Origin of the sequence: Subtercola endophyticus, assembly GCF_021044565.1 — a bacterium.
Taxonomy (GTDB): Bacteria; Actinomycetota; Actinomycetes; order Actinomycetales; family Microbacteriaceae; genus Subtercola; species Subtercola endophyticus.
The window spans coordinates 2,801,806-2,828,076 of sequence record NZ_CP087997.1; the positions used below are offsets into that span (position 1 = coordinate 2,801,806).

Here is a 26,271-nt window from a genome sequence, read left to right on the forward strand (position 1 = left end):
CTGGGTTCTTACAAATGAAAGGGAAACACGCCACTAAAGCGTGCAGCTGACACAACCCTCAATTTCGGTGCCCTCGAGGGCCATCTGGCGCAGACGGATGTAGTAGATCGTCTTGATGCCCTTGCGCCACGCGTAGATCTGCGCCTTGTTGATGTCGCGAGTCGTGGCGGTGTCGCGGAAGAACAGCGTCAGCGAAAGACCCTGGTCGACGTGCTGCGTCGCCGCAGCGTAGGTGTCGATGACCTTCTCGTAGCCGATCTCGTAGGCGTCTTGGTAGTACTCGAGGTTGTCGTTCGTCAGGAACGCGGCCGGGTAGTAGACGCGACCGATCTTGCCCTCTTTGCGAATCTCGATCTTCGAGGCGATGGGGTGAATGGATGCCGTCGAGTTGTTGATGTATGAGATGGAGCCGGTCGGGGGCACCGCCTGCAGGTTCTGGTTGTAGATGCCGTGCGCCTGAACCGACGCCTTCAGCTCTTCCCAGTCGTGCTGGGTCGGAATGTGGATCGAGGCGTTGTCGAACAGCGACGCGACCTTGACGGTGGCCGGGGTCCACGCCTCTGACGTGTACTTGTCGAAGAACTCACCCGATGCGTAGGTCGAGTCGGCGAATCCTTCAAACGACTCGCCACGCTCGATGGCGATGCGGTTCGAGGCGCGCAGAGCGTGGAACAGCACCGTGTAGAAGTAGATGTTGGTGAAGTCGACACCCTCTTCAGAGCCGTAGAACACACGCTCACGAGCGAGGTAGCCGTGCAGGTTCATCTGGCCGAGGCCGATGGCGTGCGAGCGGTCGTTGCCGGTCTCGATGGAGCGCACCGACGAGATGTGGCTCTGGTTCGACACCGAGGTCAAGCCGCGGATGGCCGTCTCGACCGTGAGGCCGAAGTCGGGCGAATCCATCGTGAGCGCGATGTTCAGCGACCCCAGGTTGCACGAGATGTCTTTACCGATGGTGTCGTACGACAGGTCTTCGTTGTACGTCGTCGGTGTGTTGACCTGCAGAATCTCCGAGCAGAGGTTCGACATGTTGATGCGGCCCTTGATGGGGTTGGCCTTGTTCACCGTGTCTTCGTACATGATGTACGGATAACCCGACTCGAACTGAATCTCGGCGAGGGTCTGAAAGAACTCGCGCGCCTTGATCTTCGACTTGTGGATGCGCGGGTCGTCGACCATCTCGCGGTACTTCTCGGTCACCGAGATGTCGCCGAACGGCACCCCGTAGACCCGCTCGACATCGTACGGCGAGAACAGGTACATGTCTTCGTCGTTCTTGGCGAGCTCGAACGTGATGTCGGGCACCACGACGCCCAGCGAGAGCGTCTTGATACGGATCTTCTCGTCGGCGTTCTCACGCTTGGTGTCCAAGAATCGCAGAATGTCGGGGTGGTGCGCGCTCAGGTAGACGGCGCCGGCACCCTGACGGGCACCGAGCTGGTTCGCGTAGCTGAAGGAGTCTTCGAGCAGCTTCATGACGGGAATGATGCCCGACGACTGGTTCTCGATCTGCTTGATGGGTGCGCCGGCCTCACGGATGTTCGACAGCAGCAGGGCAACACCGCCGCCGCGCTTGGAGAGCTGCAGCGACGAGTTGATCGCCCGCGAGATCGACTCCATGTTGTCTTCGATGCGCAGCAAGAAGCACGAGACGAGCTCGCCGCGCTGCGCCTTGCCGGTGTTGAGGAAGGTCGGGGTGGCCGGCTGAAAACGGCCGCCGATGATCTCTTCGACGAGGTTGATCGCCAGGGTCTCGTCACCGTCGGCCAGGCCGAGAGCGGTCATCACCACGCGGTCTTCGAACCTCTCGAGGTAGCGCTTTCCGTCGAACGTCTTCAGCGTGTACGAGGTGTAGTACTTGAACGCACCGAGGAACGTCTCGAAGCGGAACTTCTTCGAGTACGCGAGGTCGTTGAGCTTCTGGATGAACTCGAACGAGTACTGGTCGAGCACGGCCTGCTCGTAGTACTCCTTCTCTACCAGGTAGTCGAGACGCTCTTTGAGGTTGTGGAAGAAGACCGTGTTCTGGTTGACGTGCTGCAGGAAGTACTGCTTCGCCGCCTCTTTGTCTTTGTCGAACTGGATGTTTCCGTCGGCGTCGTAGAGGTTCAGCATCGCGTTCAGCGCGTGGTAGTCGAGAGCCGTGGCAGCACCCGGCGCCTCGATCAGTGTGCTTTCCAAAATTCTTCCAATCCTGTTGTGACGGCCTCGACATCGTCGGGCGTACCGAATACTTCAAATCGATAGAGGGTGTTCACCTTGCACTTGCGCGCGACGATGTCACCCGCGAGACCGTAGGCCTCGCCGAAGTTCGTGTTTCCTGCTGCAATGACGCCCCGAATGAGCGACCGGTTGTGCTCATCGTTGAGAAACGTGATCACCTGTTTCGGGACTGCTCCCCCGTTGGTTCCGCCGCCGTACGTGGGCAAGACCAGCACGTAGGGCTCTTCGACCCTGAGCGGTGCTTCTCTTGCGTAGATCGGGATGCGCTGAGCGGGTTTCCCCAGCCGCTCGATGAACCGGTGTGTGTTGCCTGAGACTGACGAGAAATAAACGAGATCAGGCATGGGTCAGACTAAGAATGAATCGGGATCAGGCTACGCGGGCCGCCAGCTCGGCGATCTTGTCGGGGCGAAAGCCCGACCAGTGGTCGTCGTCGGTGATGACGACGGGAGCCTGGAGGTAGCCCAGCTCCTTGACGGCGGCGAGGGCTTTCTCGTCGACGGAAACGTCGAAGATCTCGAATTCGAGACCCTTGTTCTCGAGGGCGCGGTAGGTAGCAGTGCACTGTACGCAGGAGGGCTTTGTGTAAACCGTGATTGCCATTGATTCAGCACCTTTCTCATCAGAACTTCGGACCGAAAACGCAAGCGAATCTCGTAGGGCGGGATTCTTGCGTGCCGGGAATCCAACACTACATCTAGTTGTCAGCTTCTGAACAGACCCCTAGATGAAGTAGTTACATCCGTGTAATTATCCACAGGCCACGAGGAGTTTCCACACTATTTCAACACCCGTCATCCACAGGTAATTCCGCGAAAACCCGGCCTTGACGCGACCCGTTGTGGATAAGCCGAGCCTGCAAAAAAAGTTTAAAGCGAACCACTGACATCGACCGCGTCGGCGTGTCGCAGGCGCGGCTCGGCACGGCCTGCCACCGCCAGGGAGAAAAGGCCGAGAACGACCGAGACCACGAAACATCCGGTGAACGCAAGCACGTCGACGGGCGCACCAGAACCGGATGCGGCCGCGCCCGCCGAGCCCCCGCCGAGCGTGGCGAACACGGCGGCGGTGATGGCCAGGGCGAGGGCCGCGCCGGTCGAGTCCGAGATCGCGAGCGCCGACGAGTTGAAGCCCTGGTTGGCTGGGGTCGAGAGCCGCAGCGTGGCCACCGAGAGCCGCGGATACATCGCTCCCATGCCGGCGCCGGCGAACACCCAGCCCGTGATGGCGATAGCGGGCGGCAGACCGAGCACCGAGCATCCGAGAGCCGAAGCGACGGCCGCCAGAACCAGCACGATGCCCACCCGAAAGCTCGCCACATCGCTGATGCGAGCGGAGTACCGCCCCTGCACCCACGACGCACCCGCCCACGACAGACCCGACACCGAGAGCGCGAGCCCCGCGAGGGCCGGCGTGAGGCCGTACTGGCTCGTGAAGAAGTACGGCAGATAGGTCTCGGTCGCGAAGTATGCGCCCGACATCAGCCCGCGAAGGGCGATGACGGTAGGCAGGCCGGCGGCAGAACGCAACGCGCCCACCGGCAGCAGCGGGCGCAGCGCCACGATGGCCACGACCACGGCGACGCCGGAGAGCACCCAGACGAGGGCTCCGCTCACTTCGCCGGCGAGGCTGGCGGCTAGCACCGCGAACGCCACGACGACCGACCAGACGATGCGTGAGACCTTCCACGGCACGATCGGGGCACTTGCGCCGGCATCACCCGGCTTTTCGGCGAACTGCCGCATCACCGGAACCACCATGAACATGGCCAGCAGCACGAGCACGACGACCCCGAGAAAGACCCACCTCCAGCCGACCGTCTGCGCCACGACGCCCGCGATCAGCGGCCCGACGAGCGAGGGAATCACCCACGCTGCGGCGAAGGCCGCGAACACCTTCGTGTGCAGGCGCTCGGGAAACACCCGGGCCACGAGAACGTACAGCGCCACAGTGAGTCCACCGCCGCCGAGGCCCGAGATGAGCCGACCCAGCACGAGAAGGGGCATGTCGGTGGCGAGCCCGGCGAGCAGCAGGCCGCCGGCGAACGAGAACACGGCCGCGAAGATGGGGCGGCGCGGGCCGGAGCGATCCGACCAGTTTCCGGCCACCACCATACCCACCACACCGACCGCCAGCGGCCCCGAGAAGGCGAGCGCGTAGAGGCTGCCGCCGTGCAGCTCGCGGCTGATGGTGGGCATCACCGTGGTGACGGCGAGCGCTTCGAAGGCGGCGAGCAGAATCATCGCGAGCATGCCCACCGTCACCCAGCGGTACGGCCGGTTCAGGATGCCCGCTCCCGCGTCGCTCGGCCCGGCGCCGTCATCCCGGCCCGCACCACCGGCGGGCTGGATCCTCGGCTCTGAACTCACCGCTCTACGCTACCCCGCCGCCGCCGCCCGCCCGTCGCCCGCCGCCGCCGGACGGGCGCGGCGAGCGGCAGGGGTCAGCGGGCATCGAGGGTGGCGAAGGCGCGCACGGGGAAGGTGCCGAAGCCGGCGACCTTCGGCGGCACCGCCGTGAATCGTGCGCCGCGAAACGGCAGCGAGGAGAGGTTCGTCAAGTGCTCGACCACGTGGATGCCCGCGTCGAGCAGCAACGAATGGGCGGGCCGCGCGCCGCCCGACGCAGCAGACGTGTCGTCGATGTTCAGCGAGTCGATGCCCACCAGGGCGACCTCCCGCTCCACGAGCAGACGCGCGCCGTCTTCGCTCAGGTAGGGAGCGCGGGCGTCTCCGTACGCGGGGGTGCCGAAGAGGGCATCCCACCCCGTGCTCAGCAGCACGGCGGTGCCGCGCAGATCTTCGGTGCCGAAGGCGTCAGCGGTGATGGCGCGGCCGTCGAAGGCGAACTCCGACTGGTCTTGGGGCGCGGGTCCGTCGAGCGTCGCGCCCTCGACACCGGGGAATTGAAACACCACGGCGGGCAACTCGGCGAGCGTCTCGAGCGCGAGCGTCGAGAGGTCGCCGCCGTCGGCATACCGGTGGAACGGGCTGTCGAGATAGGTGCCGGTGTTGCCGATCATCGTGATGATGTCCATCTGGAACTGGGTACCGGCCGCGTACTTCGCCTTCGACTCCTCACGAGTGAGGTGCGAGCTGAACACCGGCGCAGGCAGGCCGGGGTAGGTGACGAGCCCTTCGGAGATGGTGTGGCTGAGGTCGACGAATCGGCGGCTCATGAGGCCTTCTTTCTGTGCAGGTTGCTGACAACGGTAACAAGGAGGGCGGCCGCCGCGAGCACGGCCGGGGCGAGCAGGTGAGGGCCGGCGAGCGCGAGCAGGCCGGCGACCAGCAGAACGGAGACCCCGGACATCCACCACCCCGCCGAGAACCGCCGCAACAGGCGCAGGGCCGCGACGACACCGAGCGCGTACACCGCCACCATGCACGAGGTGTGCACCAGGATGAACGGGGCGAGCGCCCCGCCCGAGAACACCATGAGCGTGTAGTCGACGGCGGCGAGGCCGGCCACGAGCAGCAGAGCACGGCGCGGCAGGCCACCGACCTCGGCTCCCGGGCTGAACCAGCGCGGCAGGTCGCCCTCGCGGCCGAGGGAGGCACCGAGCTTCGCGAAGGCTCCGACGTACGCGTTGAGAACGCCGAGCGCCACGACTCCCGCAATGGCCGCCACCACGATGCGCGCCCACGACGGCGCGGTGCTCTGCACGAGGTCGAGCAGCGGCACCGCGCTCGCGCCGGCCGCGCCGCCGAGCACCCCGACGGTCACGATCTGCAGGCCGAGGTAAGCCGCGCCGACCACCACGATCGCGATGGCCGTGGCCCGCGGAATGACGCGCCGGGGGTCGACGAACTCCCCCGCGATGTGCGTCACGGCCTCCCAGCCGGCGAACGCCCAGACGAACAGGCTGATCGCCACCCCGACACCGGCCCAGCCGTGCGGCAGCAGCGGCTCGAAGTTCGAGGCCTTCGTCGCCGGCGCCGCGAGCACGATCACGCCGACCACCACGATCACCAGCAGCGCCGACAGCCCGAGCTGCACCCGCCCCGACACTCGCAGCCCGAACGCGTTCAGCACGAGGGAGGGCAGGATGAACAGCGGCGCGATCACGAACCCGACCCACCGTTCGACCCCCAACACCGCGACCACGTACTCGGCGCCGAGCAGCGCGACGACCGGCAACCCGACCGAGACACCGAAGAAGAACCAGTACCCGGTCATCCGGGCCGCCGTTCGCCCCAGCGCAAGCCGCACGAACGTCGCGACCCCACCCGCGTCGGGAAAGCGGGCCGCAAGGGCAGCGAACGTTCCGGCGAGCGGAACCGACAACACGATGAGCGCCCCGACAGCCAGAATGGAGGCCGGCCCCGCGACCTGCGCCGCGAGCGCCGGCAGCACCAGGATGCCCGTTCCCAGCACCGCCGCAATGTACAGCGCCGACCCCTGCGCCAGCCCCACCGTGCCCCCGCGCACCGTCGCGCCCGCCGCCGGAGATGCGCCGCCATGGGCAGCCGCAGAAGCCCCAGGAGCCGGTGTCGCCGCCGATACCGACGTCGCCCCTGAAACGGCAGCTAGAGCCGCCGCGGTACCGAAAACAGATGTCGATGCCTCTGCTGCTGTTGCTCCACCGGCGGCGGCGACACCACGGGCAGCAGCGTTTCTCTCCATCACCCCATATTCGCGCCTCGGCCCACAAGACGAAATGGCAGTAGTGCCAGGCGTCCGCTCTTTTCTGCCAGCTAGCGGCTATTCTGCGAACTGGCGTGGTCACAAATTTTCAACCACCCAGTTCCTCGCTCAGATCGTGAAGGAGCAGCCTCGTTCCATCGTCGCTCGAACGAGCCGCACGAAGCGCGATCAGATCTCGCTCGTTCTCGTAGCTCTCAAGCACTTCGAAGTCGGCGACATCAACGAGCACAACCGCGACCTTGCCATTGTGAACTATTCCGACCCGCTCACCGTCATAAGCAACCCGCCCGATGAGCGACCACGTTTCATCGTGGAGTTCGCGCACACTCACCATCTCATCCACAACGACGGAGCTTTCCAAGAGGCGGTGCCTCGACATCAGATCCTCTTCTCATATGATTGTTCCTCATAATATCGTATGGCCCCGGCCTGAGGCCGCGCTCACGTAGGCGTCAGGCGACGAGCGTCACCGGGTGCTCGCGCACCAGGGCGAGAAACGCCGCCACGGCGGGGCTCGGGCGGGTGGTGGAGCGGTGCACGAAGCGCAGATTCCACTCGATGGGGGGCTCGTCGAGCGGCAGCACGGTGGTGCCGGGGGTAGGCGGAGTCAGCCCGGCGGGGAGCGCGGCCACCCCGAGCCCGGACGCCACGAACGAAGCGACCGCGTTCAGGTCGGAGACCTCGGTCGACACGTGCCGGCTGAGTCCGCGCGCCTCGAACTCGCGGTCGATGACGACGCGGTTGCCGAAGCCGCGCGGAGTGTCGACAAAACGCTCGAGCGAGAGGCGCTGCAGCGTAACCGAGGCTTCGCGGGCGAGGGGATGATCATCCGGAACCACCGCGACGAACTCCGTCGTCACGAGGTCGACCTTCGCCAGGCCGCGCAGCTCGCTGTCAGGCAACCCCATCAGCGCGACGTCGATGCGGCCGGCCCGAACGTCTTCGGCCAGACCGCTGGAGCCGCTCGGCGACGCGGTGAGCAACAGCTCGACCAGCGGGTAGTCGCGGGCGAACGCCGACATGAGGCCTGGAAAGTCGACGATCTCGATGTTGGTGAAGATTCCCACCCGCAACCGGCCGCGAAGGCCCGATCGCGCGGCGACGGCGACTCCGCGAACTCGATCCACGGCCTCGACCACGGCCCGGGCCTCGGGCACGAGCGCTTCGCCGACCGGAGTGAGGGCGACCTGGCGGGTCGAGCGCTCGAACAGCGTGGCGCCGAGCTCTGTTTCGAGAGCACGGATGCCCGCCGAAACAGTCGACTGCACCGCGAACAGGCTCTGTGCGGCCTTCGTGAAGTTGAGCTCTTCGGCTACGGCGAGAAAGTATTCGAGCTGGCGCGTCTCCATAGAAGCAGTCTGTCGCATTGATCGCTCAAGCGCATGAATAGCATCGCTTTTCTTCGTTGGACACGATAAGCGCCACGGAGCAGTATCGAGGTATGTCAACAGCTTCGATTTCTCTCGAGACGAGCGAAATACCCGCCTCCTCGCGCGACCCCCGCGCCCGCGCCAACCGCGCCCGTTTCTCGCACTCGACCGGGTTCTGGGTCATCGCCGCCGCGTTTCTCACGGTGATGGCGTTCTCGACCATCCCCACTCCCCTGTACACGCTCTACCAGGCTCGCGACGGATTCGCGACCTTCATGATCACCGTGATCTTCGCCGCCTACGCCCTCGGCGTCATGGCCGCCCTGTACCTCGCCGGCCACATCAGCGACTGGCTCGGCCGACGCCCGGTCATTCTGATGGCCATCATGCTCGAGATCGCAGCGGCCATCGTGTTTCTCGTGGCACCCTCGATTCCGGGCCTGCTGGTGGCGCGAGTACTCACCGGACTCGGAGTGGGGATGCTCACCGCGACCGCCACGGCCCACCTCTCGGAGTTGCGCATCGCGGCCCGCCCGAACGACGGCGGCGGCGCATCCGGAACCGTCGCCGGCATCGTCAACCTCGGCGGAATCGGCCTCGGCCCGCTCATCGCCGGCGCCCTCGCGCAATACGTCGTGTCACCGCTCGTGGTGCCGTATGTCGTCTTTCTGGTGCTTCTCGTGATCGCGGGCTTCGCCGTCGCGCTGGTACCCGAGACGGTGGTGAAGCAGGAGACTCGCCCGGCCTACCGCCCGCAGCGCATCTCGCTGCCGAGTTCGTCTCGCCCGGTGTTCTGGGCCGCGGCCATCGGCGCCTTCGCCGCCTTTGCGATCTTCGGCCTGTTCACCTCGCTCGCCCCCGCCTTTGTGGCCGGCACGTTCCAGGTCACAAACCGCTTCGTGGGCGGAGCGATCGTGTTCGCGGTGTTCGCCGCGGCGGCGATCGCGCAGATTCTGGTGAGCCGCATGAGCGGGCGGCACCAGCTGATTCTCGCCGTGACCCTCATGGCTGTGGGCCTGGTCAGCCTCGCGGGCGGGGTGCTGCTGACGAGCTTCTGGATGTTCGTGCTCGGCGGCATCGTCGCCGGCGCCGGGGTGGGAATCCTGTTCCGTTCTGCGGTGGGCACCGCCGGGCGGCTCGCCGACCCGCAACACCGGGGCGAGGTGCTGGCCGCGCTGTTTCTCGTGGCCTACGCCGGGCTCGCGATCCCCGCGCTCGCCATCGGGCTCGCCGTGGCATTCGCGCCCATCTCGTCCGTGCTCGTGGTGTTCGCCGCGATCATCCTCGTCATCGTGCTCATCTCGGGCCGCCGCATGATCGCCCGCGCCTCCTGACCTCCCCTCCCTCCGCCTTCCCTCCCCCCTCCCAGCCGATCCACTTCGCGAAAAAGCCCCCAAGACGAGAATCTTGGGGGCTTTTTCGGCAACTCGATTGCCAAGGGGCGAGGAAGGGCGAGGGTCAGATGCCGAGGAGTTTGGCCTTGGCGGCGGCGAACTCGGCGTCTGAGAGGATGCCCTGGGTGTGCAGCCCCGCAAGCTTGGTGAGCTCGCCGATGACGTCGTCGCCACCGCCAGCGGGCGTGGCGGCGGGAGCAGGCGGAGCCACGGGAGCGGGAGCAGCAGCGGCCGACTGCGCCGCGACAGCGGCAGCCGCAGCCGCGTTGATCTGGTCTTGCTGCTGCTGAGCCTCGTACTGCTGCTGCTCGGCGGCGTTCTGCTGCTTCTCCTCGCCGCGGCGGCGCATGCCACCCGAGACGGCGGTGGCGGTTCCGGCGACGACCGCGGTGCGGGCCGCGAGGCCGATCAGGCCGGGGCGGCCCATTCTTCTCATCATCATGATGTGACTCCTTCGTGTGTGTCGGTAGAGGTGGAGGTACGGGCGAAAGCCCGGGTCAGTCGGTGATCTCGGCGAGCGCCGCGTTCACGATCGGAGCCGGAATGCGCTCTGAGGCGATAACAGCACCGCCCGACTGCGCGAGCTTCGAAGCGAGGTTCTTCGCGAAGACGAGTTCGACGACGAGCAGCGCCGCGGAGCTTCCCGGAGGCACCAGCTCGGCGAACTCGGCGATGTCTTCGTCGGCGGCGAGACCGGTGGCCTCGAGCTCGACCGTGCCGAAGCCGTATTCGTCTGACACGTCTTCGATCTCGACGGTGCTGACGTCGCCGAGTTCGTTGCGCGTGATGAACGTCAGGTCGAGCAAGCGCACGAGCCCACCCTCGATGAGGTCGGCGATCGCCTCGACGACGGCCGGGCCGGGCCGCTCACCCTCGAACCCGATCAAGAACATCTCGACCGGACCGAATTCAAAATCAGCCATTCTTTACTCCTTAGTGATTGATAGTGCCATTACGTACGAGAGAAGGGTTAGAAGTTCGCCAGTCCCTTGCCGATCACGACCACGCCGATGACGAGCAGCAAAATGCTCATGACCGTAGCGTTGTTGTGTACCAGCCAGGTGTGCAGAGATTTGAGCGGCGCCGCGAGCCGAGCGGATGCCACGAGGTACCCGATCACGGGCACCGCGACGGTCGACGCGGCGATCACCACGAAGACAACGATGACGATCACGCTCTCGCCCACCGTGATCCCCGCGGCGCCGATGGCGACTCCGGCCGCAATGCCCATCAAGAGGTTCTTCGGGTTCACCGCGGCGAGCAGAAAGCCCAGCCCGAGAGCCTTGGGCGGGGTCATCGAGTCGATGGCGGACATCCACTTCGGCAGCGCCGGCTCGGCGTCGCCCTTCGGCCTCGAGCGCCACTGCCGCAACGCGAGAAACAGCAACAGGATGCCCAGAACGATCTTGATCGTGCCCGCCGTGGGGTTCGACGAGTCGTCACCGCCCTGCGGCAGTAGGGCCGACAGCAGGGTGAAGACGACGACCGCGACGACAATGCCCAGCACCCAGCCGAGGAGAAAACCGAGGCTGGTGCCGCGCGCCTTCGGCGAGAGCAGCATCAAGATCGCCGCGATGATGGGGATCGGGCTGATGGCGATGCCGAACGCGAGGGGCAGAATGCTGCCGATGGCCTGAATCATTCGATGCTCCTGGTGCCTGAGTGAACCGGATGTTCGGCCTGCAGCGCAGCGACAGCCTCACGATTGGTGGGGTACACGGTGGTGCCGTCGATCAGCCCGTAGTGTTCGAGCTTCGTGCGCAGGTCGGGGCGCAGTCGGCTGTAGCTCAGCGACACGTCGTGGGCGGCGAGCCAGGCTCGCGCGCTCGTGAAACTCTCGGCACCTGTCACGTCGATGTCGGTGACGGCTTCGAGGTCGAGAACGAGGTGCCGAACATCCGCACCGACCGCCTTCTGCACCGCGGCCTCGAACACCGCTGCGTTGGCGAAGAACAGCGGGGCCGCGAATCGCAGCACCACCACGCCCGGCGCCGTGGCCACCCCCGCGAACTCGTCAGCGAGCACAGACGACCCAACCCCGTCGTCGGCGCCGAGCACGTCGATCGCGGGGTTCGCCGCGCGGCGAGCGAGGTTGATCAGCGACAGCACGAAGGCGATCACGATGCCGGCGATCGGGCCGAGCAGCAAGGCACCGAGAAAACAGACCGCCCCGATGACGAACTCGAACTTCTGCTGCCGCCAGAGCGTGCGGAACTCGGCGATGCCGAGCAATGGGATGATCGCCACAGCCACGATCGCCCCGATGGCCGGTGACGGGATGTGTTCGAGCAGCGCCGTGCCGAAGATCACGAGAAGCAGCGTTCCGGCGGCGGTCACGATGCTCGGCAGCTGCGTTCGGCTGCCCGCCTGGTCCATGGCGGCGGTGCGGGAGGTGGAGGAGCCGATGGTGAACCCGCCCGAAATACCGGCCGCCACGTTGCCGGCGCCGAAAGCCAGCAGGTCACGATTCGGGCTGGTGCTGTAGCCGCGCTTCTCGCCGTAGCTGCGGGCGACGAGCAGCCCTTCGGCCATGGTCACCAGAACGAGGGCGATCGCCGACGGCACGAGCTGGAGCCAGGTGACCCAGTCGAGGATGGGCCAGGTGAAGCTCGGCGGGCCGGCATCGACTTTGCCGAGCACCGAGACTCCGAGGGCCTCGAGGTTGAACAGCACGGTCACGCTGGTCGACACAATGAGCACGATCAGCGCCCACGGCACCACCTTGGCGACCCGGCGGCCCACCACCAGCACAACGATGGAGGCGACCGAGAGGATCACGGCCCACCCGTTGATAGTGCCGAGCCCGGTGAAAAGATCGCTGACCTTCTCCACGAATTCGCCGCCGCTGTTGATCTTGATACCGAGCATCTTCGCCACCTGGCTGACCAGAATGTCGAGCGCGAGGCCGCCCACGAAGCCCACCAGAATCGGTTTCGACAAGAAGTTGGCGAGAAACCCGAGCTTGAAGATCGAACACAACGCGAACAGCACACCGGCGATGATGGCCTGCGCGAACGCCATCGTGAGATAGGTCTGGCTGCCGGCCACGGCGAGCCCGCCGAGAGAGGAGGCGACGAGAGCGGCAGCCGCGGCATCCGGTGACGCCACCAGCTGACGAGACGTGACGAGCAGCGCGTAGACGACGGCCGGCACGATGAGCGCGTAAAGGCCGGCAGTGGCGGGCAGCCCTGCGATCTGGGCATAACCGATGTTCAACGGCACGGCGATGGCGAGCAAAGTCACGCCCGCCAAAGACTCGCGCCCGGCATTTTTGAGGGTCAGACCGGGAAGAACCCGCACGCCACCCCTCCTTCCGTACACCGCACGTGCTACCTGTTTACCGAGCGTAGCGCCGACGCGTGGCGCGCCGGTGAACAATCATCCGAAAGGGCCGAGGGCCGGGCGGCCGGGTTCGAGGCTCAGCTGAAGTCATCCTTTTCGGATGTATCGGCGCCGGCCCGATTGCCGCCATACTGAGAACTGCGCCGCAGCATTTGGCGCGCCAGCTTTGCGCCTACCCGGGGCGCTCGACAAGGGGAATCATCATGGATTTTAGTAACGTCTGGACTTTCATCGGCATCTTTTTCTGGAGCTTCGTGTTCATCGCCTACCTGATGGCGCTGTTCTCGATCATCGGAGACCTGTTCCGTGACCACCAGCTCAATGGCTGGTTCAAGGCCATCTGGGTGCTGTTCTTGATCTTCCTGCCGTTCCTCACAGCGCTGGTCTACCTGATCGCTCGCGGTCGTGGCATGGCCGAGCGTTCACAGAAGGCTCAGAAGCAGGCCGAGACGGCCGCGAACAACTACATCCGCGAGGTCGCCGGCACCACGCCGACCGACGAGATCCACAAGGCCAAGGCCCTGCTCGACTCGGGTGCCATCACCCAGGCCGAGTTCGACGCCCTCAAGACGAAGGCGCTCGCCTCCACCACCGCGTAAGAATCCACTTCGCGAAAAGGCCCCCAAGACCTCGTTCTTGGGGGCCTTTTCGCGATCTCGATCCCGTTTACTGGTGGCGCATGGCGGCGGCGAGCCACTCTTCGGGGTCGATGAGGTGGGAGTGGTCGTCGAGGCCGAGGTGGATCTCGGCCCAGTCGATCTTCGCGGTGAACTCACCCTTGGGCACCGTATAGCCCTCGTAGGCGGGCATGCCGGTGTCGATCCCCACGTCGAGGCCCTCGTCGAACGAGAAGTACATGGGGTGGGTACGCTCGACGTGCGCGGTCGCGACCGACTCGCCGTCGATGAAGACCGTCACGTCGCCGCCACGGCCGATACCACCGCCGTCGTAGGCGAATTCGGCACGAACCTGGTGGGTTCCGGCATCCACTGTTCGCTCTGAGAGCGCCGTGCTGCGCAGCAATCCGCAGAAGTTGTAGTGGAACCCGATGCGGCCCGCGTCGGCGAAGAACGACCAGCCGCCCGTGCGGCCGCCCTGCGCCACGATGGCGCCGTCGACCGAGGCCGCACCCGCGCCGTCTGCGCCGTCCGCTGCCGCCGGCACCGTGATCTCGGCCGTCACCGACCACGACCGGTTCTTCACGTTGATGGCCACGTTCTCGTTGAGGCGCGTCATGCCCTCGAAGAGGCGCAGCGTGTCGCCCTTTACGATGGTGGGCCGACCCGCGAACTCGGGATTCATGCGCTGGGCGGCGCGGTCGTCGAGCGGTATCACGTTGTACCGCGTCGCCTCGATCAAGAACAGCTGCTGCAGTTCGGCGAGCTTCGCAGGGTTCTCTTTGGCGAGGTTGTTCGACTGGGTCCAGTCGACCGTGGTGTCGTAGAGCTCCCACACGTCGTCGCTGAAGTCGGGGGCGGCTCCCACCACGTCCCACGGGGTGCGGTGCCGGGTCTGGGCGGTCCACCCACGGTGGTAGATGCCGCGGTTGCCCATGATCTCGAAGTACTGCGTGTTGTGGCGCTCGGGCGCTTCGGCGTCGTTGAACGTGTAGGCCATCGACACCCCGTGCATCGGAATCTGCGTGACTCCGTTCACGGTGTGCGGCTGCGCCAGCCCCGCGAGCTCCAGGATGGTCGGGGCCACGTCTATCACGTGATGCCACTGGTTGCGCACCTCACCCTTGCCCGTGATCGTGGCCGGCCAGTGCACGATGGTGCCGTTGCGGGTTCCGCCATAGTGGCTCGCCACCTGCTTGGTCCACTGGTACGGAGTGCACATGGCGTGCGCCCAGCCCACGGCGTAGTGGTTGTAGGCCTCGGGCCCGCCGATCTTGTCGAGGTTCTCTTGCCAGAACTCGGTGGTCTCGTACTCGGAACCGCCGTTGGCCGCGGTCGAGAGCATGAACGCCCCCTCGAGGCCGCCCTCGGCCGAAGCGCCGTTGTCACCGATGATGTACAGGATCAACGTGTCGTCGAGCATCCCGAGCTTGTCGACGGCGTCGACCACGCGGCCCGTGTGAAAGTCGGCGTATTCAAGAAAGGCGCCGTAGACCTCCATCTGGTGGGCCAGAATCGGCTTGCGCTCTTCGGGCACTTCATTCCACGACGGGATGCCCTGCGAGCGCTCGGTGAGAACCGAGTCGGCTCCGATGACGCCGAGCGCCTTCTGGCGGTCGAAGGTCTCTTGGCGCAGGGCGTCCCAGCCCTGGTCGTACTTGCCCTTGTGCTTGGCGATCCACTCTTTGGGCACGTGGTGCGGGGCGTGCGTGGCGCCGGGGGCGAAGTAGATGAAGAAGGGCTTGTCGGGCGTGAGCGCCTTCTGCTGGTTGATGTAGTCGATGGCCTTGTCGGCCAGGTCGGGCATCAGGTGATAGTCGGGGTCGTTCGGCGGCTCGATCATCGACACGCCGTCGATCAGCGCCGGGGTCCACTGGTTGGTTTCGCCGCCGATGAAGCCGTAGAACTTCTCGAATCCGCTGAACGCGGGCCAGTGGTCGAAGGGGCCGGTCGGGCCGGACTCCCACACGGGAACCTCGTGGCACTTGCCGAACTGGGCGGTGTTGTAGCCCGACTGCCGCAGAATCTCGGGCAGCGGCACACACGAGTTGGGCCGGGTCGAGCGGTAACCGGGTGACGGGGTGGCCGTCTCGGTGATCTGGCCCATGCCCACCTGGTGGTGGTTGCGGCCCGACAGCATGGCGGCTCGGGTGGGCGAGCAGATGGCCGTGGTGTGAAAGCGGCTGTAACGAAGGCCCTCGTCGGCGAGGCGCTCGGCGGTCGGCATCGGCACCGGGCCGCCGAAGGCACTGGATGCCCCGAACCCCACATCGTCGAGCATGATCAGCAGCACGTTCGGGGCCTTCTTCGGCGGCCGTTTCATCTCGATGGGAGGGAGTTTCTCCTCCATCTTCTTCGCGTCCAGCACCATCGGGCCGACGTAGACCTGGTCGGGGATGGGGAGAACAGCGCCGGGCAAAACGTCAGCCATGTGGATCCTTTGGTCGTTTCTCCAATAGTGCACCTTGCGACGAAAGGTCGCCATTCTCTCGCTAATTGTTCAACAGAGGCATAGCGTGCGAACAGACATCATCCAGCGTTGGAGGTGACGAGAAGTGGATTCTGCCGAAAAGCACGCCCCCTCGTTGCTGCTGCGCCTGGTCATCGGCGGTGGCGCATTGGTCGCGGGATGGATGATCGTGTCGGCGCTGCTCGGCGGCGCGTCTGCCTCGGCGGCCGAGCCCGACCCGGGTTCTTCGGCGCTGCTCGGTGGGGTGGCTAACGTGGTGTCGGATGATGTGGTGGCACCAGTGGGGGGAACGGCGGCAGACGTCGTCGCGCCCGTGGCGGAGGCGGCGGCTGTCGCTGCGCCAGTAGTCGAGGCGGTTAAGCCCGTCGCTGCGCCGGTGGTCGAGTCCGTGGCAGTCGCGGTTGCGCCTGCCGTTGAGACCGTAGCGCCCGTATCGGAAGCCGTCGCGCCGATCGTTGCGCCCGTGCCTGAAGCCGTGGCGCCGATCGCCGAGCCCGTGGTTGGGGGCGTCGCGCCTATCACCGCCCCCATCGAAGGCGTTGTTGCGCCTGAGGTTGCCGCGCTCGCGCCCGTGACGCAGCCGCTCGCGGCGGTCACGACTCCCGTGCTCGAGGCGCTTGCACCGGCGACGGATCCTGTCGAGGGCGCTGTCGCGCCCGTCATCGCGGCGGTTTCGCCCGTCATCGCAGCGGTTTCTCCGCTGGCCGACGGAGCCACCCCGCCGCTCCACGCGGCCGCACCCATGCCACGGGTCGTGCCGTCGCTGCCCGTCGTGACCGATCCGACGAGCCGCGATTCGGGCGGCACCGCGCCCCAGAGTGCGGGTGTCGCAGCTGCAGGCGAGGGGGGCGCCTGCAGCGGGGGTGGCTCGTGCGGCGTCGTGCGTGCGTTCGGCGGAAGCCGGGCATCCGCGAGCCTCGAGAGCACGCAGACGGCGAGCGGCGCGACCGCCACGAACGCCAGCACGTTGCCGCTTTCGCCGGTGCCCGTGTTGCCGACGCCGGGAGGGCCGAACGGCACTCCGGCGGCGTTACCGCCCACCCCGACCAGTTCTTCGGGGCCCGGATCGGGCTCGGCGGGCGGCACCCCCGCGGCACTCGCGGGCGGGGTCGATCAACCCACCGCGCCGACCGGTGCGCGGCTTTCGGGCTCCGTGGCGAATGACGAGCTTCCGTTGTCGCCCACGTTCGAGACCGACACCGCTCCTGACTGAGTGAGCTCGCGCTGCCGCTGACGGCAGAACACGAGCATCTGCCTTCCGATGGGGAGGGCATCCATTCATTCGATCAGTACAGGAGTACATCATCATGCGTAAATACGTTTCGAGAGGGCTGTGGTTCGCTCTCTTCATCGGGGGCCTGTCGGCCGTCGGAGTCGGTGCGGCCAACGCCGCAGACAACACGAGCGGTGACGGCGGGGCCGCCTCAGGCAACCAAGCCATCGTGTCGGTCGAGCTGCCGGTGACCGTGGGCGGCAACGCCGTTTCGGTCGTCGGGGATTCGACCTCATCGGGCGCGGGAACCGCGGTCGGTTCGCCGGCTGCGGCTGCTCCGGCCGCTGCGGCAGCCGACCCCGAGCCCGCGGCGTCGAGCGATCCCGCTCCCGTCGCTGTGGCGGAGCCGGTGCCGGCGGCTGCTCCGGCGCCCGTGACAACGAGCGGCGATGACTCGCTGCTCGGAGGCAACCAGGGCCTCGTGAGTGTCGAGGTTCCCCTCACGGTGGCCGGCAACGCCGTCTCCGTGGTCGGCGACTCCGACACGACGGATGCCCAGTCCGCCGTCGCCTCGCCCGCCGAGCCCGCACCAGCGGCACCGGCCTCGACGCCGGCCGCGACGCCGGCTTCAGCACCAGCGGCGCCCGTGACGACGCCAGCGACACCGGCGGCGCCTGTCGCTGTCACGAGTGGAGACGACAGCATCGTCGGAGGCAACCACGTCGCCCCCGACGTGACGGCGCCCATCACCGCGAGCGGCAACGCCATCAGCGTGATCGGTGATCCGACCACGACTGGCAGCGTCACAACAGTGGGTTCGGGCAGTGCGCCCACACCGACGACACCGGTCACCGGGACGACACCGGTCACGGGAAGCGCACCGACCGCCCCGGCAGCACCTGCTGCCCCGACGGCACCGGCGGCACCGGCGCCCCTCGCGACGACAAGCGGCGACGACAGCATCGGCGGAGGCAACCAAGCGCTGCCTGTGCTGACCCCGCCCGTAACCGTCGGCGGCAACGCCGTGAGCGTGATCGGTGACCCGACCGCGACTGGCGCGACCACTGTGGTCGATCCGGGTAGCGGAAGCGGCTCGGCCGGTACCGGCGGTACCGACGGTCCCGGCGGGCCCACGACCTCGGGCAACGGAGGAATCGGCGGCGGCAACCAGATTGTGCCTGTGCTGCTGATTCCGGTGACCATCGGCGGAAACGGTGTCACGGTGATCGGAAACCCGACCACCACGGCGCCGACCACCGTCGTCACGCCCGTTGCGCCCGTCACCCCGGTTGCCCCGGTCACGCCGGTCACCCCGGTCACACCCGTCACCCCGGTCGCGCCGGTGACGCCCGTCACGCCGACGGTACCCACGGTGCCGACCACACCGACGGTACCGGCCACGCCGGCCGCCCCGGGGTCGCCGTCGTCGGGGACCACCGCCGCAACCATGGCGGTCGCCGGCGGCGCGGGATCGTTCGCCCTGGCCGGAAACCGGGCGACGCTCGGCTCGAGCGGTTCGTCGAGCGACCCCACGGGCATCCTGGCCCTGACGGGTTTCAACCCGCTCGGGCTGCTTGCACTTCTCGCGTTGCTTGTCATCGCGGGAGCCCTGCTGCTGGTGATCGGGCGCCTCAAGGGAAAGCGCGCCTGATCGAGGGGAGCAACAGGTAGGAACTTCAGCCGGCGGGCAGCTCAGCTGCCCGCCGACCGGAGTTCACCCCGAGCTGAGCAGGCTCAGCAGCTCAGCCTCGTCGAAGTCGGTCAACCCTGCCCGGCGCTTGTAGCGGCGTTGCCGGGCCTCGGGGCGTGTGCGTTCCCACGCGAGTGTGTCGGCCAGCGTCTCTTCGAGCGGCCGGCAGGTCAGGCCGGCGGCGCGTGCGGCACTGCTGTCGCGCGAACTGAACCCGGCGTACTCGGGCAGCGGCAGCCAGAGCGGAAGCGACCGTTCGCCCGCCCACGGCTCGATGTCTTGGGCGATCAGCCAGTTCTGCCGCGCCTTCACCAGAGGGCCGGTGTGTCCGGCGACGTGTCGCGCGACGTCCAGGTGCTGAGGCAACGGCATTGTTTCGCCGGTCGTGTTGAAGGTGCCGTGCAGCTTGTTCTCCGCGGCATCCACCAGCCAGCCGGCGAGGTCTCGCACGTCGATGAGTTGCGTCAGGAGCTCGGGAACATCCGGAACCAGAACACGACCGTCAGCGACTGCCGGCTTAGAGAAGCGCATCGGCCAGTATCCGGAGCGGTCGAACGTGTCGCCGGGGCCGCCAATGAGGCCAGAACGGGCCACGAGCATCCGGTCGCCGCCGAACGATTCGCGAAGGGCGAGCTCGCAGGCGACTTTGGCCTCGCCGTAGGTCTCCATCGACTCCATGACGTCGCCCGTGAGCGGGTCGAGCAGGGCGGCGCTCTCGTTCTGGTGGGGAACGGAGGTGTCGGCGTAGACGTTGCCCGACGACACGAAGATGTACGTTTCGCTGCGTTCACGCAGCGCTGCGGTCGCTTCGCGAACCTGGCCGGGGTGGCGTGAGACGTCGAGCACGGCGTCCCAATCCTGGGTGCGCACCTGGGCGTAGGCGTCGGGCCTGTTGCGGTCGGCGGTGACGACCACTGCGCCGCCCGGCACCGCACCCGATTCGCCGCGCGCAAGGGCCGCCACGAAGTGCCCGCGTTTCAGCGCGGCCGACACCACATGCTGGCCGAGCCACGCTGTTCCGCCCAAGACGAGTAGCCGCATGCGTCGAGTCAACACGGCGGCGCCGCCGAGGGCAAGAGGTGGGTGGGCGGGGTTCGGGGCTCAAGGCGAGCGGCTCGCGGCGAACGGCTCGCGGATGCCCGGGCATCCGCCCCCGCTTGCCACCGTGACACAGCGCGCCTACCGTGGGAGGTGATGGCGGCCCACCCACCGGCGGGCCGCCCACATCGAAGGAGCTCACCGTGACCGACATCCCAGGAATTCTGGCCAGCGAATTCGCCGACGACGCCCGCTCGGTGCCTGGCCAAGAGGCCTTCACGAATCGCAAGCGCGCCGCCGAAGAGCACGAAATCGCCGAAGAGGGCGGTGACCCGGGCGACGACCGCCCCATCTTCTACAAAGAAGACGCCGCCGACTTCGTCGATACTCCCGCCGAGGCCCGTGAGGCCGCTGCCGCCGATGGCACCTCCCCCGACGCCGACGAATCGACGTACGGCGCTGCGGACCTGTGACATTTGTGCGCCGCCGCCCTGGGCCCACGCCGGCCGGAGGCTCCGCGTGCCGCTTGCGGCGCGTGGAGTGGCCCGGTGGGGACGGCGCACCAGTGCGGCTGGATGCTCGCGCCTGAGTAGTGGCCGCTACCAACACGGAACGCGACGAGCGTGGTCGCCGCGTTCCGCCGACCACGCTTGGCACTGCAGGCGTTCGTCGTGCCACGCGGCTGGATGGTCGCACCCGAACCTCGGCGGATCTGCTCACGAGCGTGAGGCCCTCGGGCGCGGGCGGTGGTTTGGCGCGGAGGCGGTAGTTCGGCGCTGAGGCGGTAGTTCGAAGTACCGCGGGCGCGCCAAAACACCGCGCAGGAGTTGAGCGGGGCCGCGTCCTGGGGCATCGGGGTCGGAAGCCGCGGGTGGAACCGGGGACGCGCAGTTTGGAGCAACCGCGTCTGCTCGAGCAGCGGCCGATGCGCCGAGCTGTGCGCGGTCGGAGCCGCTCCGCGGGCGGGGCGGGTCCGTGGCGCTGACTATAGGCGCCCGTGACGGCGGCGACAGCGCCGACAGCGCTGGTAGCGCGACGGTTCGGGTGCCCGCCGCGACCGCGACGGGCACCCCGAGCATCCGTCGGCCGGGTGCGGGGTAGAGTGGCGACAAGGGGCCCCGGCACGAGAATTCGCGTCGAAGTGCAGCCGAAAGTAGCGCGTTCGTCAGCATTCGAGAGGAATCCCGTGGCCGAATCCGTGTCTTCAACGTATGGCGTGCACTCCGAAGTCGGGCAACTTCGCAAGGTACTGGTGTGCGCTCCCGGCCTCGCCCACCGCCGGCTCACCCCGACGAACGCCGAAGCGCTGCTCTTCGACGACGTGATGTGGGTCGAGAACGCCCAGCGCGATCATGCCGCCTTCGTCGCGAGCCTGCGCACGAACGGCGTCGAGGTCGTCGAACTTCATGAGCTGCTCGCCGAGACCATGGCGATCCCGGCGGCGAAAGAGTGGCTGCTCAGCCGCAAGATCGTGCCGAACGAGGTGGGCCTCGGGCTCGTCGAAGACACCCTGCGCTTTCTCGACACCCTCGAACCGCGGATGCTCGCCGAGTACCTCATCGGAGGGCTCGCGACATCCGACCTGCCCGACGAGTTCCGCAACCCGTACGTCTCGCTCGCCCGCGAGAACACGGGAATCGGCGAATACCTCATGCCGCCGCTGCCGAACACCCTCTACACCCGCGACACGACGTGCTGGTTGTACGGCGGCGTGACGCTGAATCCGCTGTATTGGGGTGCGCGCAAAGACGAGACGCTGCTCATGAAGGCGATCTACCTGCATCACCCCGACTTCGTCGGCTCGACCGTGTGGTGGGGGGACCCCGAGCAGAACTGGGGACAGTCGAGCATGGAGGGTGGCGACATCATGCCCGTCGGCAACGGCGTCGTGCTCATGGGTATGAGCGAGCGCACCTCGCGCCAGGCCATCACCCAGGTCGCAGCCGCGCTGTTCGAGAAGGGCGCCGCCGAGCAAGTCGTCGTGGCGGGCATGCCGAAACTGCGCTCGGCGATGCACCTCGACACCGTCTTCACGTTCGCCGACCGCGACATCGCGACGCTCTACCCGCGCATCGTCGACGACGTGCACGCCTTCACGCTGCGCCCGGGCTCGACTCGTGGCTTGGCTCGTGGCTCGACTCGCCACTCGGCGGGAGACGCGACTCCGGGATCGGCCGGCTCGCTCGACGTCACCGACGAGGGCCAGACCCCCTTCACCGACGTGGTCGCTCGCGCCCTCGGACTCCCATCCCTGCAGATCATCGCGACCGGCGGCGACGCCTACGCCTCCGAGCGTCAGCAGTGGGACAGCGGCAACAACGCCGTCGCCCTGCGCCCCGGGGTCGTGTACACCTACGATCGCAATACCCAGACGAACGATCTGCTCGTTAAGGCCGGCGTCGAGGTGATTCCGATCGTGGGCGCCGAGCTTGGACGCGGACGGGGTGGCGGTCACTGCATGACCTGCCCGATCATCCGCGACCCCGTCGAGTTCTGACGGGCCCCACCGCCGCCGAGGTCGCCACCCGCGACGCTTGGAGACGAGAGCGAGTGTTGCGGTCGAGAGCGGCCGCCGGGGCGGCTCATCTCGACCGCAAGGGTCGCTCTCGCCTGGGTCGCGCCCGGAGTGCCCCCGCAGTGCGCCCAGCATCCACCCGGGACGACCGGGGGGCGGCGGGCGGCGCGACGGGCTAGACCGCGGCGAGAGCCTCGTCGAGGTCGGCGAGCAGATCATCCACGTTCTCGATGCCAACCGAGAGACGGATGAGGTTCTCGGGCACCTCGAGCGCCGTACCGCGCACCGAGGCGTGCGTCATCTCGGTGGGGTAGCCGATGAGCGACTCGACGCCACCGAGCGACTCGGCCAGCGAGAAGAGCTTGGTCGACTCGGCGAAGCGGCGCGCGGCGGCGGGGCCGGCGGAGAACTGCAGCGAGAGCATTCCGCCGAAGCCCGACATCTGGCGCGCGGCGAGCTCGTGGCCGGGGTGCGTGTCGAGGCCCGGGTACCAGATGCGTTCGAGCGCCGGATGCCCGACCAGCCGCTCAGCGATGGTCTGCGCGTTGGCGGTGTGCTGCCGCATGCGCACGGCGAGGGTCTTGATTCCGCGCACGGTGAGCCAGGCATCCATCGGCCCTGACACCGCACCGGCGGCGAACTGCTGGAACCCCACGGCCTCCGCCAGTTCGGGATCGTTCAGCACGATGGCCCCGCCGAGCACGTCGGAGTGCCCGCCCAAGTACTTCGTGGTCGAGTGCACCACGACGTCGGCGCCGAGCGCCAGCGGCTGCTGCAGGTACGGCGACGCGAACGTATTGTCGACCACCACGATGGCCCCGGCCGCGTGACCGATTTCGGCGAGCGCCGCAATGTCGCTGATCTTCATGAGCGGGTTGCTCGGGGTCTCGAGCCAGAGGATCTTGGTCTTGCCCGGCACGACGGCCGCACGCACGGCATCGAGATCCATCATCTCGACCGTGTCGTTCAGGATGCCCGACTTGCCGTGGATCTTATTGATCAGCCGATGCGTTCCGCCGTAGACGTCGTTGCCCAGCACGATGTGATCGCCCGGCTCGAGCGCAGCTCGCAGCAGCGCGTCTTCGGCGGCCAGCCCCGACGAGAAGGAGTAGCCGTGCGCCCCGCCCTCGAGCGCGGCGATCAGCGTCTCGAGCGAGCTGCGCGTGGGGTTGCCGCTGCGCGCGTACTCGTAGCCGCCGCGGAACCCGCCGATGCCGTCTTGCACGAACGTCGAGGTCTGGTAGATGGGCGGGATGATCGAGCCCGTCGTGGGGTCGAACTCCTGCCCGGCGTGGATGGCGAGGGTTTCGAAGTGCTGTTCTGACATGTGATTCCTAACGCCGGGCGGCGTATGAGTATTCGGGCGGATGACGTTTCGTGACGTGGAGTGGGCAGCGGATGAACGGGCGGGCCTTGCGCGAAGCGGGCTCCGGCTGCCGCCGAGCAGGGCGGCAGCACGGCGGCGCGCTGGGCGCGGGGCGCCGACCGGCGTCAGGCGCTCAAGAACGCGAGCAGGTCTTGCCGCGTGACCACCGACACGGGCTTGCCGTCGTCGGTGACCAGCAGCGCCTGCGCGCTCGTGAGGGCTGCACGCGCCACAGCTACCGACTCGTTGATGCCGATGAGCGGCAGCGGATCGCTGATGAACGACCCCACCTTGTCGGGCATATTGGCGGCCCCGCTGAACACCTGCTCCAGCAGCGCCTGCTCGTTGAGCGACCCGACCACCTCGCCGATCACTACGGGCGGCTCGGCGCTCAGCACGGGCAGCTGAGAGACGCCGTAGGTGGTCATGATCTCGATGGCGTCGTGCACGGTGTCGGTGGGATGCGCGTGCACGAGGTCGGGCAGCGAACCGTTCTTCAAGCCCAACAGGTCGCGTACGGTGCTCTCACTGCTTTCTTCGGTGAAGCCGTACGAGCGCATCCACTTGTCGTTGAAGATCTTGCCGAGGTAGCCGCGGCCGCCGTCGGGAAGAAGCACGACGACAATGGCGTCTGACGGCAGGTCAGCGGCGGCCTTGAGGGCGACCGACACGGCCAGGCCGCTCGAGCCGCCGACGAGCAGCCCCTCTTCGCGGGCGAGCCGGCGGGTGAGGTCGAACGACTCGGCGTCGCTCGACGCAATGACGCGGTCGACCACGCTCGGGTCGTAAGCGCTCGGCCAGAAGTCTTCGCCCACGCCCTCGACGAGGTACGGGCGACCGGTGCCACCCGAGTACACCGAGCCCTCGGGGTCTGCGCCGATGACCTGAACCCGGCCTTCCGACACCTCTTTGAGGTAGCGCCCGACACCGCTGATGGTGCCGCCCGTTCCGACGCCGGCCACGAAGTGCGTGATCTGCCCCTCGGTGTCGCGCCAGATCTCGGGGCCGGTGGTCTCGTAGTGGCTGAGCGGCCCGTTGGGGTTCGCGTACTGGTTGGGCTTGAACGCCCCCGGAATCTCGCGCGCGAGCCGGTCGCTGACCGAGTAGTAGGAATCCGGATGCTCGGGGGCCACCGCCGTCGGAGTCACCACGATCTCGGCGCCATACGCCGTGAGCACGTTGCGCTTGTCTTCACCCACCTTGTCGGGCAGCACGAACACACAGCGATACCCACGCTGCTGCGCCACGAGCGCGAGCCCCACGCCGGTGTTACCCGACGTCGGCTCGACGATGGTGCCGCCGGGCTTCAAGAGGCCGTCGCGTTCGGCGGCGTCGATGATGCGCGTGGCGATGCGGTCTTTCGACGACCCACCCGGGTTCAGGTACTCGATTTTCGCGAGAACCGTGGCGCCGACGCCCTCCGTGACTCGGTTGAGCCTCACGAGCGGGGTGTTGCCGATCAGGTCGAGAACTGTTTCTGCGTACTTCACCCACTCACTGTACTTGACGGTGCAGAACAGGCCGCTGGTGTTACGTTGGGCCTGTGAAAAGAGCCCTCATTGTCATAGATGTGCAAAACGAATACGTCGACGGCAAACTGCCCATCGGCTACCCCTCGCTGCACGTGAGCATTCCGAACATCATGATGGCGATGGATTCCGCCGCAGACGCCCACGTGCCCATCGTGGTGGTGCAGCACGTCGCCGGCGAGTCGTCGCCCGTCTTTGCGAAGGGCGGCCGCGGCGTGGAGCTGCACGAGTCCATCGCCGACAAGCCGCGTGACCACCTCGTGCAGAAGACCGAAGATTCGGCCTTCGACGGCACCGATCTCGCCGAGTGGCTGAGCGCCCAGAGCATCGACACCATCACGATCGTGGGCTACATGACGCAGAACTGCGACGAGGCTACGGCCCGCGACGCCACCCAGCGCGGGCTGACCGTCGAGCTGCTCTCTGATGCGACAGGCACGCTCGACCTGGCCAACGAGGCCGGACGCATCTCGGCGAAGGAGCTGCACGCGAGTGTGCTCGTGGTTCTGCAGACCGGCTTCGCGGCCGTCGCCACGACAGAGGCCTGGCTGGATGCCCTGCAATCCGGCGCCGCCCTGCCGCTGTCGAACATCTTCGCCAGCACCGAGCCCGCACGGCACCTCTCCCCGCTCGAGAGGCTCGAGCACCTCGGTGCGGCCGCGCGCGCGAAGGGCGAGCAAGCGGGAGCAGGCGTCGAGGCCACCGAGATCGAAGACGCCGGCCTCGGCGACTCCGTCGCCACCCGCCTCGGCTTCTGACCGAACATCCGCTCCCCCGAGTCTCGCGCGTCGCCCCGGGCCCTTTGCCCACGCGCACCTGTCTCGTGAGACTCATACGCCGAATTGAGGCAGTCATAC

At 67.2% G+C, this 26,271-nt stretch carries 23 protein-coding genes; 7 read left to right on the forward strand and 16 right to left on the reverse strand.

The features are described from left to right. Positions 1-33: 33 nt before the first annotated feature. From nrdE to LQ955_RS12945, 8 genes are all read right to left on the reverse strand, one after another. Positions 34-2,181 carry a class 1b ribonucleoside-diphosphate reductase subunit alpha gene (gene nrdE / locus LQ955_RS12910; RefSeq protein WP_255713591.1) on the reverse strand — a complete coding sequence of 716 codons (2,148 nt, stop codon included), beginning with the start codon at positions 2,179-2,181 and terminating at the stop codon, positions 34-36. Then, positions 2,166-2,567 (reverse strand): class Ib ribonucleoside-diphosphate reductase assembly flavoprotein NrdI, encoded by a 402-nt coding sequence (gene nrdI / locus LQ955_RS12915; protein ID WP_231024926.1) that lies wholly within the window; start codon positions 2,565-2,567, stop codon positions 2,166-2,168. Before nrdI ends, nrdE begins: the two co-directional genes overlap by 16 nt. A gap of 25 nt (positions 2,568-2,592) precedes the next feature. After that, positions 2,593-2,826: a glutaredoxin-like protein NrdH gene (gene nrdH, locus LQ955_RS12920; protein WP_188672494.1), complete on the reverse strand. Its 234-nt coding sequence runs from the start codon at positions 2,824-2,826 to the stop codon at positions 2,593-2,595. A 266-nt stretch (positions 2,827-3,092) separates the two neighbouring features. Next, on the reverse strand, positions 3,093-4,592 hold the full coding sequence (locus LQ955_RS12925) for an MFS transporter (RefSeq protein ID WP_231024927.1): 1,500 nt from the start codon (positions 4,590-4,592) through the stop codon (positions 3,093-3,095). Positions 4,593-4,666: 74 nt separating this feature from the next. Next, positions 4,667-5,401, reverse strand: a complete 735-nt coding sequence (locus LQ955_RS12930) for a cyclase family protein (protein ID WP_231024928.1) — start codon at positions 5,399-5,401, stop codon at positions 4,667-4,669. Then, positions 5,398-6,849, reverse strand: coding sequence for an APC family permease (locus LQ955_RS12935; protein ID WP_231024929.1), 1,452 nt, complete (start codon positions 6,847-6,849; stop codon positions 5,398-5,400). Before LQ955_RS12935 ends, LQ955_RS12930 begins: the two co-directional genes overlap by 4 nt. A 109-nt stretch (positions 6,850-6,958) precedes the next feature. Continuing rightward, on the reverse strand, positions 6,959-7,249 hold the full coding sequence (locus tag LQ955_RS12940; protein WP_231024930.1) for a type II toxin-antitoxin system prevent-host-death family antitoxin: 291 nt from the start codon (positions 7,247-7,249) through the stop codon (positions 6,959-6,961). Between the two features lie 73 nt (positions 7,250-7,322). Next, positions 7,323-8,219, reverse strand: a complete 897-nt coding sequence (locus LQ955_RS12945; RefSeq protein WP_231024931.1) for a LysR family transcriptional regulator — start codon at positions 8,217-8,219, stop codon at positions 7,323-7,325. A gap of 92 nt (positions 8,220-8,311) precedes the next feature. On the opposite strand from LQ955_RS12945, the gene LQ955_RS12950 reads away from it, so the two are divergent. Then, entirely contained in the window at positions 8,312-9,574 is a 1,263-nt protein-coding gene (locus LQ955_RS12950; RefSeq protein WP_231024932.1) for an MFS transporter, read from the forward strand. Positions 9,575-9,698: 124 nt separating this feature from the next. Here the strand turns inward: LQ955_RS12950 and LQ955_RS12955 are convergent, their stop codons facing one another. From LQ955_RS12955 to LQ955_RS12970, 4 genes are read right to left on the reverse strand one after another with little or no spacing between them, the layout of a single operon-like run. Continuing rightward, a complete protein-coding gene (locus LQ955_RS12955; RefSeq protein ID WP_231024933.1) occupies positions 9,699-10,076 on the reverse strand; it encodes an SHOCT domain-containing protein in 378 nt (125 codons plus the stop codon). Between the two features lie 55 nt (positions 10,077-10,131). Then, the gene (locus tag LQ955_RS12960; RefSeq protein ID WP_231024934.1) at positions 10,132-10,557 is read right to left on the reverse strand and encodes a DUF6325 family protein; all 426 of its coding nucleotides are present in this window, start codon (positions 10,555-10,557) and stop codon (positions 10,132-10,134) included. Positions 10,558-10,604: 47 nt separating this feature from the next. Further along, positions 10,605-11,276 (reverse strand): GAP family protein, encoded by a 672-nt coding sequence (locus LQ955_RS12965; protein WP_231024935.1) that lies wholly within the window; start codon positions 11,274-11,276, stop codon positions 10,605-10,607. Continuing rightward, complete coding sequence (locus tag LQ955_RS12970; protein ID WP_231024936.1) at positions 11,273-12,934, reverse strand: SulP family inorganic anion transporter; 1,662 nt, start codon at positions 12,932-12,934, stop codon at positions 11,273-11,275. Before LQ955_RS12970 ends, LQ955_RS12965 begins: the two co-directional genes overlap by 4 nt. A 245-nt stretch (positions 12,935-13,179) precedes the next feature. Here LQ955_RS12970 and LQ955_RS12975 point away from each other — a divergent pair, with 245 nt between their 5' ends. Then, positions 13,180-13,575 (forward strand): SHOCT domain-containing protein, encoded by a 396-nt coding sequence (locus LQ955_RS12975; protein ID WP_231024937.1) that lies wholly within the window; start codon positions 13,180-13,182, stop codon positions 13,573-13,575. A 67-nt stretch (positions 13,576-13,642) separates the two neighbouring features. Here the strand turns inward: LQ955_RS12975 and LQ955_RS12980 are convergent, their stop codons facing one another. Continuing rightward, entirely contained in the window at positions 13,643-16,024 is a 2,382-nt protein-coding gene (locus LQ955_RS12980) for an arylsulfatase (RefSeq protein ID WP_304961191.1), read from the reverse strand. A gap of 124 nt (positions 16,025-16,148) precedes the next feature. Here LQ955_RS12980 and LQ955_RS12985 point away from each other — a divergent pair, with 124 nt between their 5' ends. Both LQ955_RS12985 and LQ955_RS12990 read left to right on the forward strand, forming a co-directional pair. Continuing rightward, positions 16,149-17,276 carry a hypothetical protein gene (locus tag LQ955_RS12985; protein ID WP_231024938.1) on the forward strand — a complete coding sequence of 376 codons (1,128 nt, stop codon included), beginning with the start codon at positions 16,149-16,151 and terminating at the stop codon, positions 17,274-17,276. A gap of 94 nt (positions 17,277-17,370) precedes the next feature. Then, on the forward strand, positions 17,371-18,927 hold the full coding sequence (locus LQ955_RS12990; RefSeq protein ID WP_231024939.1) for a hypothetical protein: 1,557 nt from the start codon (positions 17,371-17,373) through the stop codon (positions 18,925-18,927). A 63-nt stretch (positions 18,928-18,990) separates the two neighbouring features. Here the strand turns inward: LQ955_RS12990 and LQ955_RS12995 are convergent, their stop codons facing one another. Continuing rightward, entirely contained in the window at positions 18,991-20,007 is a 1,017-nt protein-coding gene (locus LQ955_RS12995) for an NAD-dependent epimerase/dehydratase family protein (protein WP_231024940.1), read from the reverse strand. A gap of 200 nt (positions 20,008-20,207) precedes the next feature. On the opposite strand from LQ955_RS12995, the gene LQ955_RS13000 reads away from it, so the two are divergent. Then, the gene (locus tag LQ955_RS13000) at positions 20,208-20,477 is read left to right on the forward strand and encodes a hypothetical protein (RefSeq protein WP_231024941.1); all 270 of its coding nucleotides are present in this window, start codon (positions 20,208-20,210) and stop codon (positions 20,475-20,477) included. A gap of 713 nt (positions 20,478-21,190) precedes the next feature. Then, entirely contained in the window at positions 21,191-22,501 is a 1,311-nt protein-coding gene (locus LQ955_RS13005) for an arginine deiminase (RefSeq protein WP_231024942.1), read from the forward strand. Between the two features lie 193 nt (positions 22,502-22,694). Here the strand turns inward: LQ955_RS13005 and LQ955_RS13010 are convergent, their stop codons facing one another. Further along, positions 22,695-23,846, reverse strand: coding sequence for a cystathionine gamma-synthase (locus LQ955_RS13010; protein WP_231024943.1), 1,152 nt, complete (start codon positions 23,844-23,846; stop codon positions 22,695-22,697). Positions 23,847-24,010: 164 nt separating this feature from the next. Further along, the gene (locus LQ955_RS13015) at positions 24,011-25,375 is read right to left on the reverse strand and encodes a cystathionine beta-synthase (protein ID WP_231024944.1); all 1,365 of its coding nucleotides are present in this window, start codon (positions 25,373-25,375) and stop codon (positions 24,011-24,013) included. A gap of 53 nt (positions 25,376-25,428) precedes the next feature. Here LQ955_RS13015 and LQ955_RS13020 point away from each other — a divergent pair, with 53 nt between their 5' ends. Next, complete coding sequence (locus tag LQ955_RS13020) at positions 25,429-26,172, forward strand: cysteine hydrolase family protein (RefSeq protein WP_255713594.1); 744 nt, start codon at positions 25,429-25,431, stop codon at positions 26,170-26,172. Positions 26,173-26,271 lie beyond the last annotated feature (99 nt).

Bases quoted from the DNA above. Each gene is read 5' to 3' on its own strand.
- LQ955_RS12940 (WP_231024930.1), bottom strand. From the start codon at position 7,249: ATGTCGAGGCACCGCCTCTTGGAAAGCTCCGTCGTTGTGGATGAGATG.
- LQ955_RS12995 (WP_231024940.1), bottom strand. From the start codon at position 20,007: ATGCGGCTACTCGTCTTGGGCGGAACAGCGTGGCTCGGCCAGCATGTG.
- LQ955_RS12975 (WP_231024937.1), top strand. From the start codon at position 13,180: ATGGATTTTAGTAACGTCTGGACTTTCATCGGCATCTTTTTCTGGAGC.
- LQ955_RS12965 (WP_231024935.1), bottom strand. From the start codon at position 11,276: ATGATTCAGGCCATCGGCAGCATTCTGCCCCTCGCGTTCGGCATCGCC.
- LQ955_RS12955 (WP_231024933.1), bottom strand. From the start codon at position 10,076: ATGATGATGAGAAGAATGGGCCGCCCCGGCCTGATCGGCCTCGCGGCC.
- LQ955_RS12950 (WP_231024932.1), top strand. From the start codon at position 8,312: ATGTCAACAGCTTCGATTTCTCTCGAGACGAGCGAAATACCCGCCTCC.
- LQ955_RS12935 (WP_231024929.1), bottom strand. From the start codon at position 6,849: ATGGAGAGAAACGCTGCTGCCCGTGGTGTCGCCGCCGCCGGTGGAGCA.
- nrdI (WP_231024926.1), bottom strand. From the start codon at position 2,567: ATGCCTGATCTCGTTTATTTCTCGTCAGTCTCAGGCAACACACACCGG.
- nrdH (WP_188672494.1), bottom strand. From the start codon at position 2,826: ATGGCAATCACGGTTTACACAAAGCCCTCCTGCGTACAGTGCACTGCT.
- LQ955_RS12945 (WP_231024931.1), bottom strand. From the start codon at position 8,219: ATGGAGACGCGCCAGCTCGAATACTTTCTCGCCGTAGCCGAAGAGCTC.
- LQ955_RS13010 (WP_231024943.1), bottom strand. From the start codon at position 23,846: ATGTCAGAACAGCACTTCGAAACCCTCGCCATCCACGCCGGGCAGGAG.
- LQ955_RS12960 (WP_231024934.1), bottom strand. From the start codon at position 10,557: ATGGCTGATTTTGAATTCGGTCCGGTCGAGATGTTCTTGATCGGGTTC.
- LQ955_RS12990 (WP_231024939.1), top strand. From the start codon at position 17,371: ATGCGTAAATACGTTTCGAGAGGGCTGTGGTTCGCTCTCTTCATCGGG.
- LQ955_RS12980 (WP_304961191.1), bottom strand. From the start codon at position 16,024: ATGGCTGACGTTTTGCCCGGCGCTGTTCTCCCCATCCCCGACCAGGTC.
- LQ955_RS12930 (WP_231024928.1), bottom strand. From the start codon at position 5,401: ATGAGCCGCCGATTCGTCGACCTCAGCCACACCATCTCCGAAGGGCTC.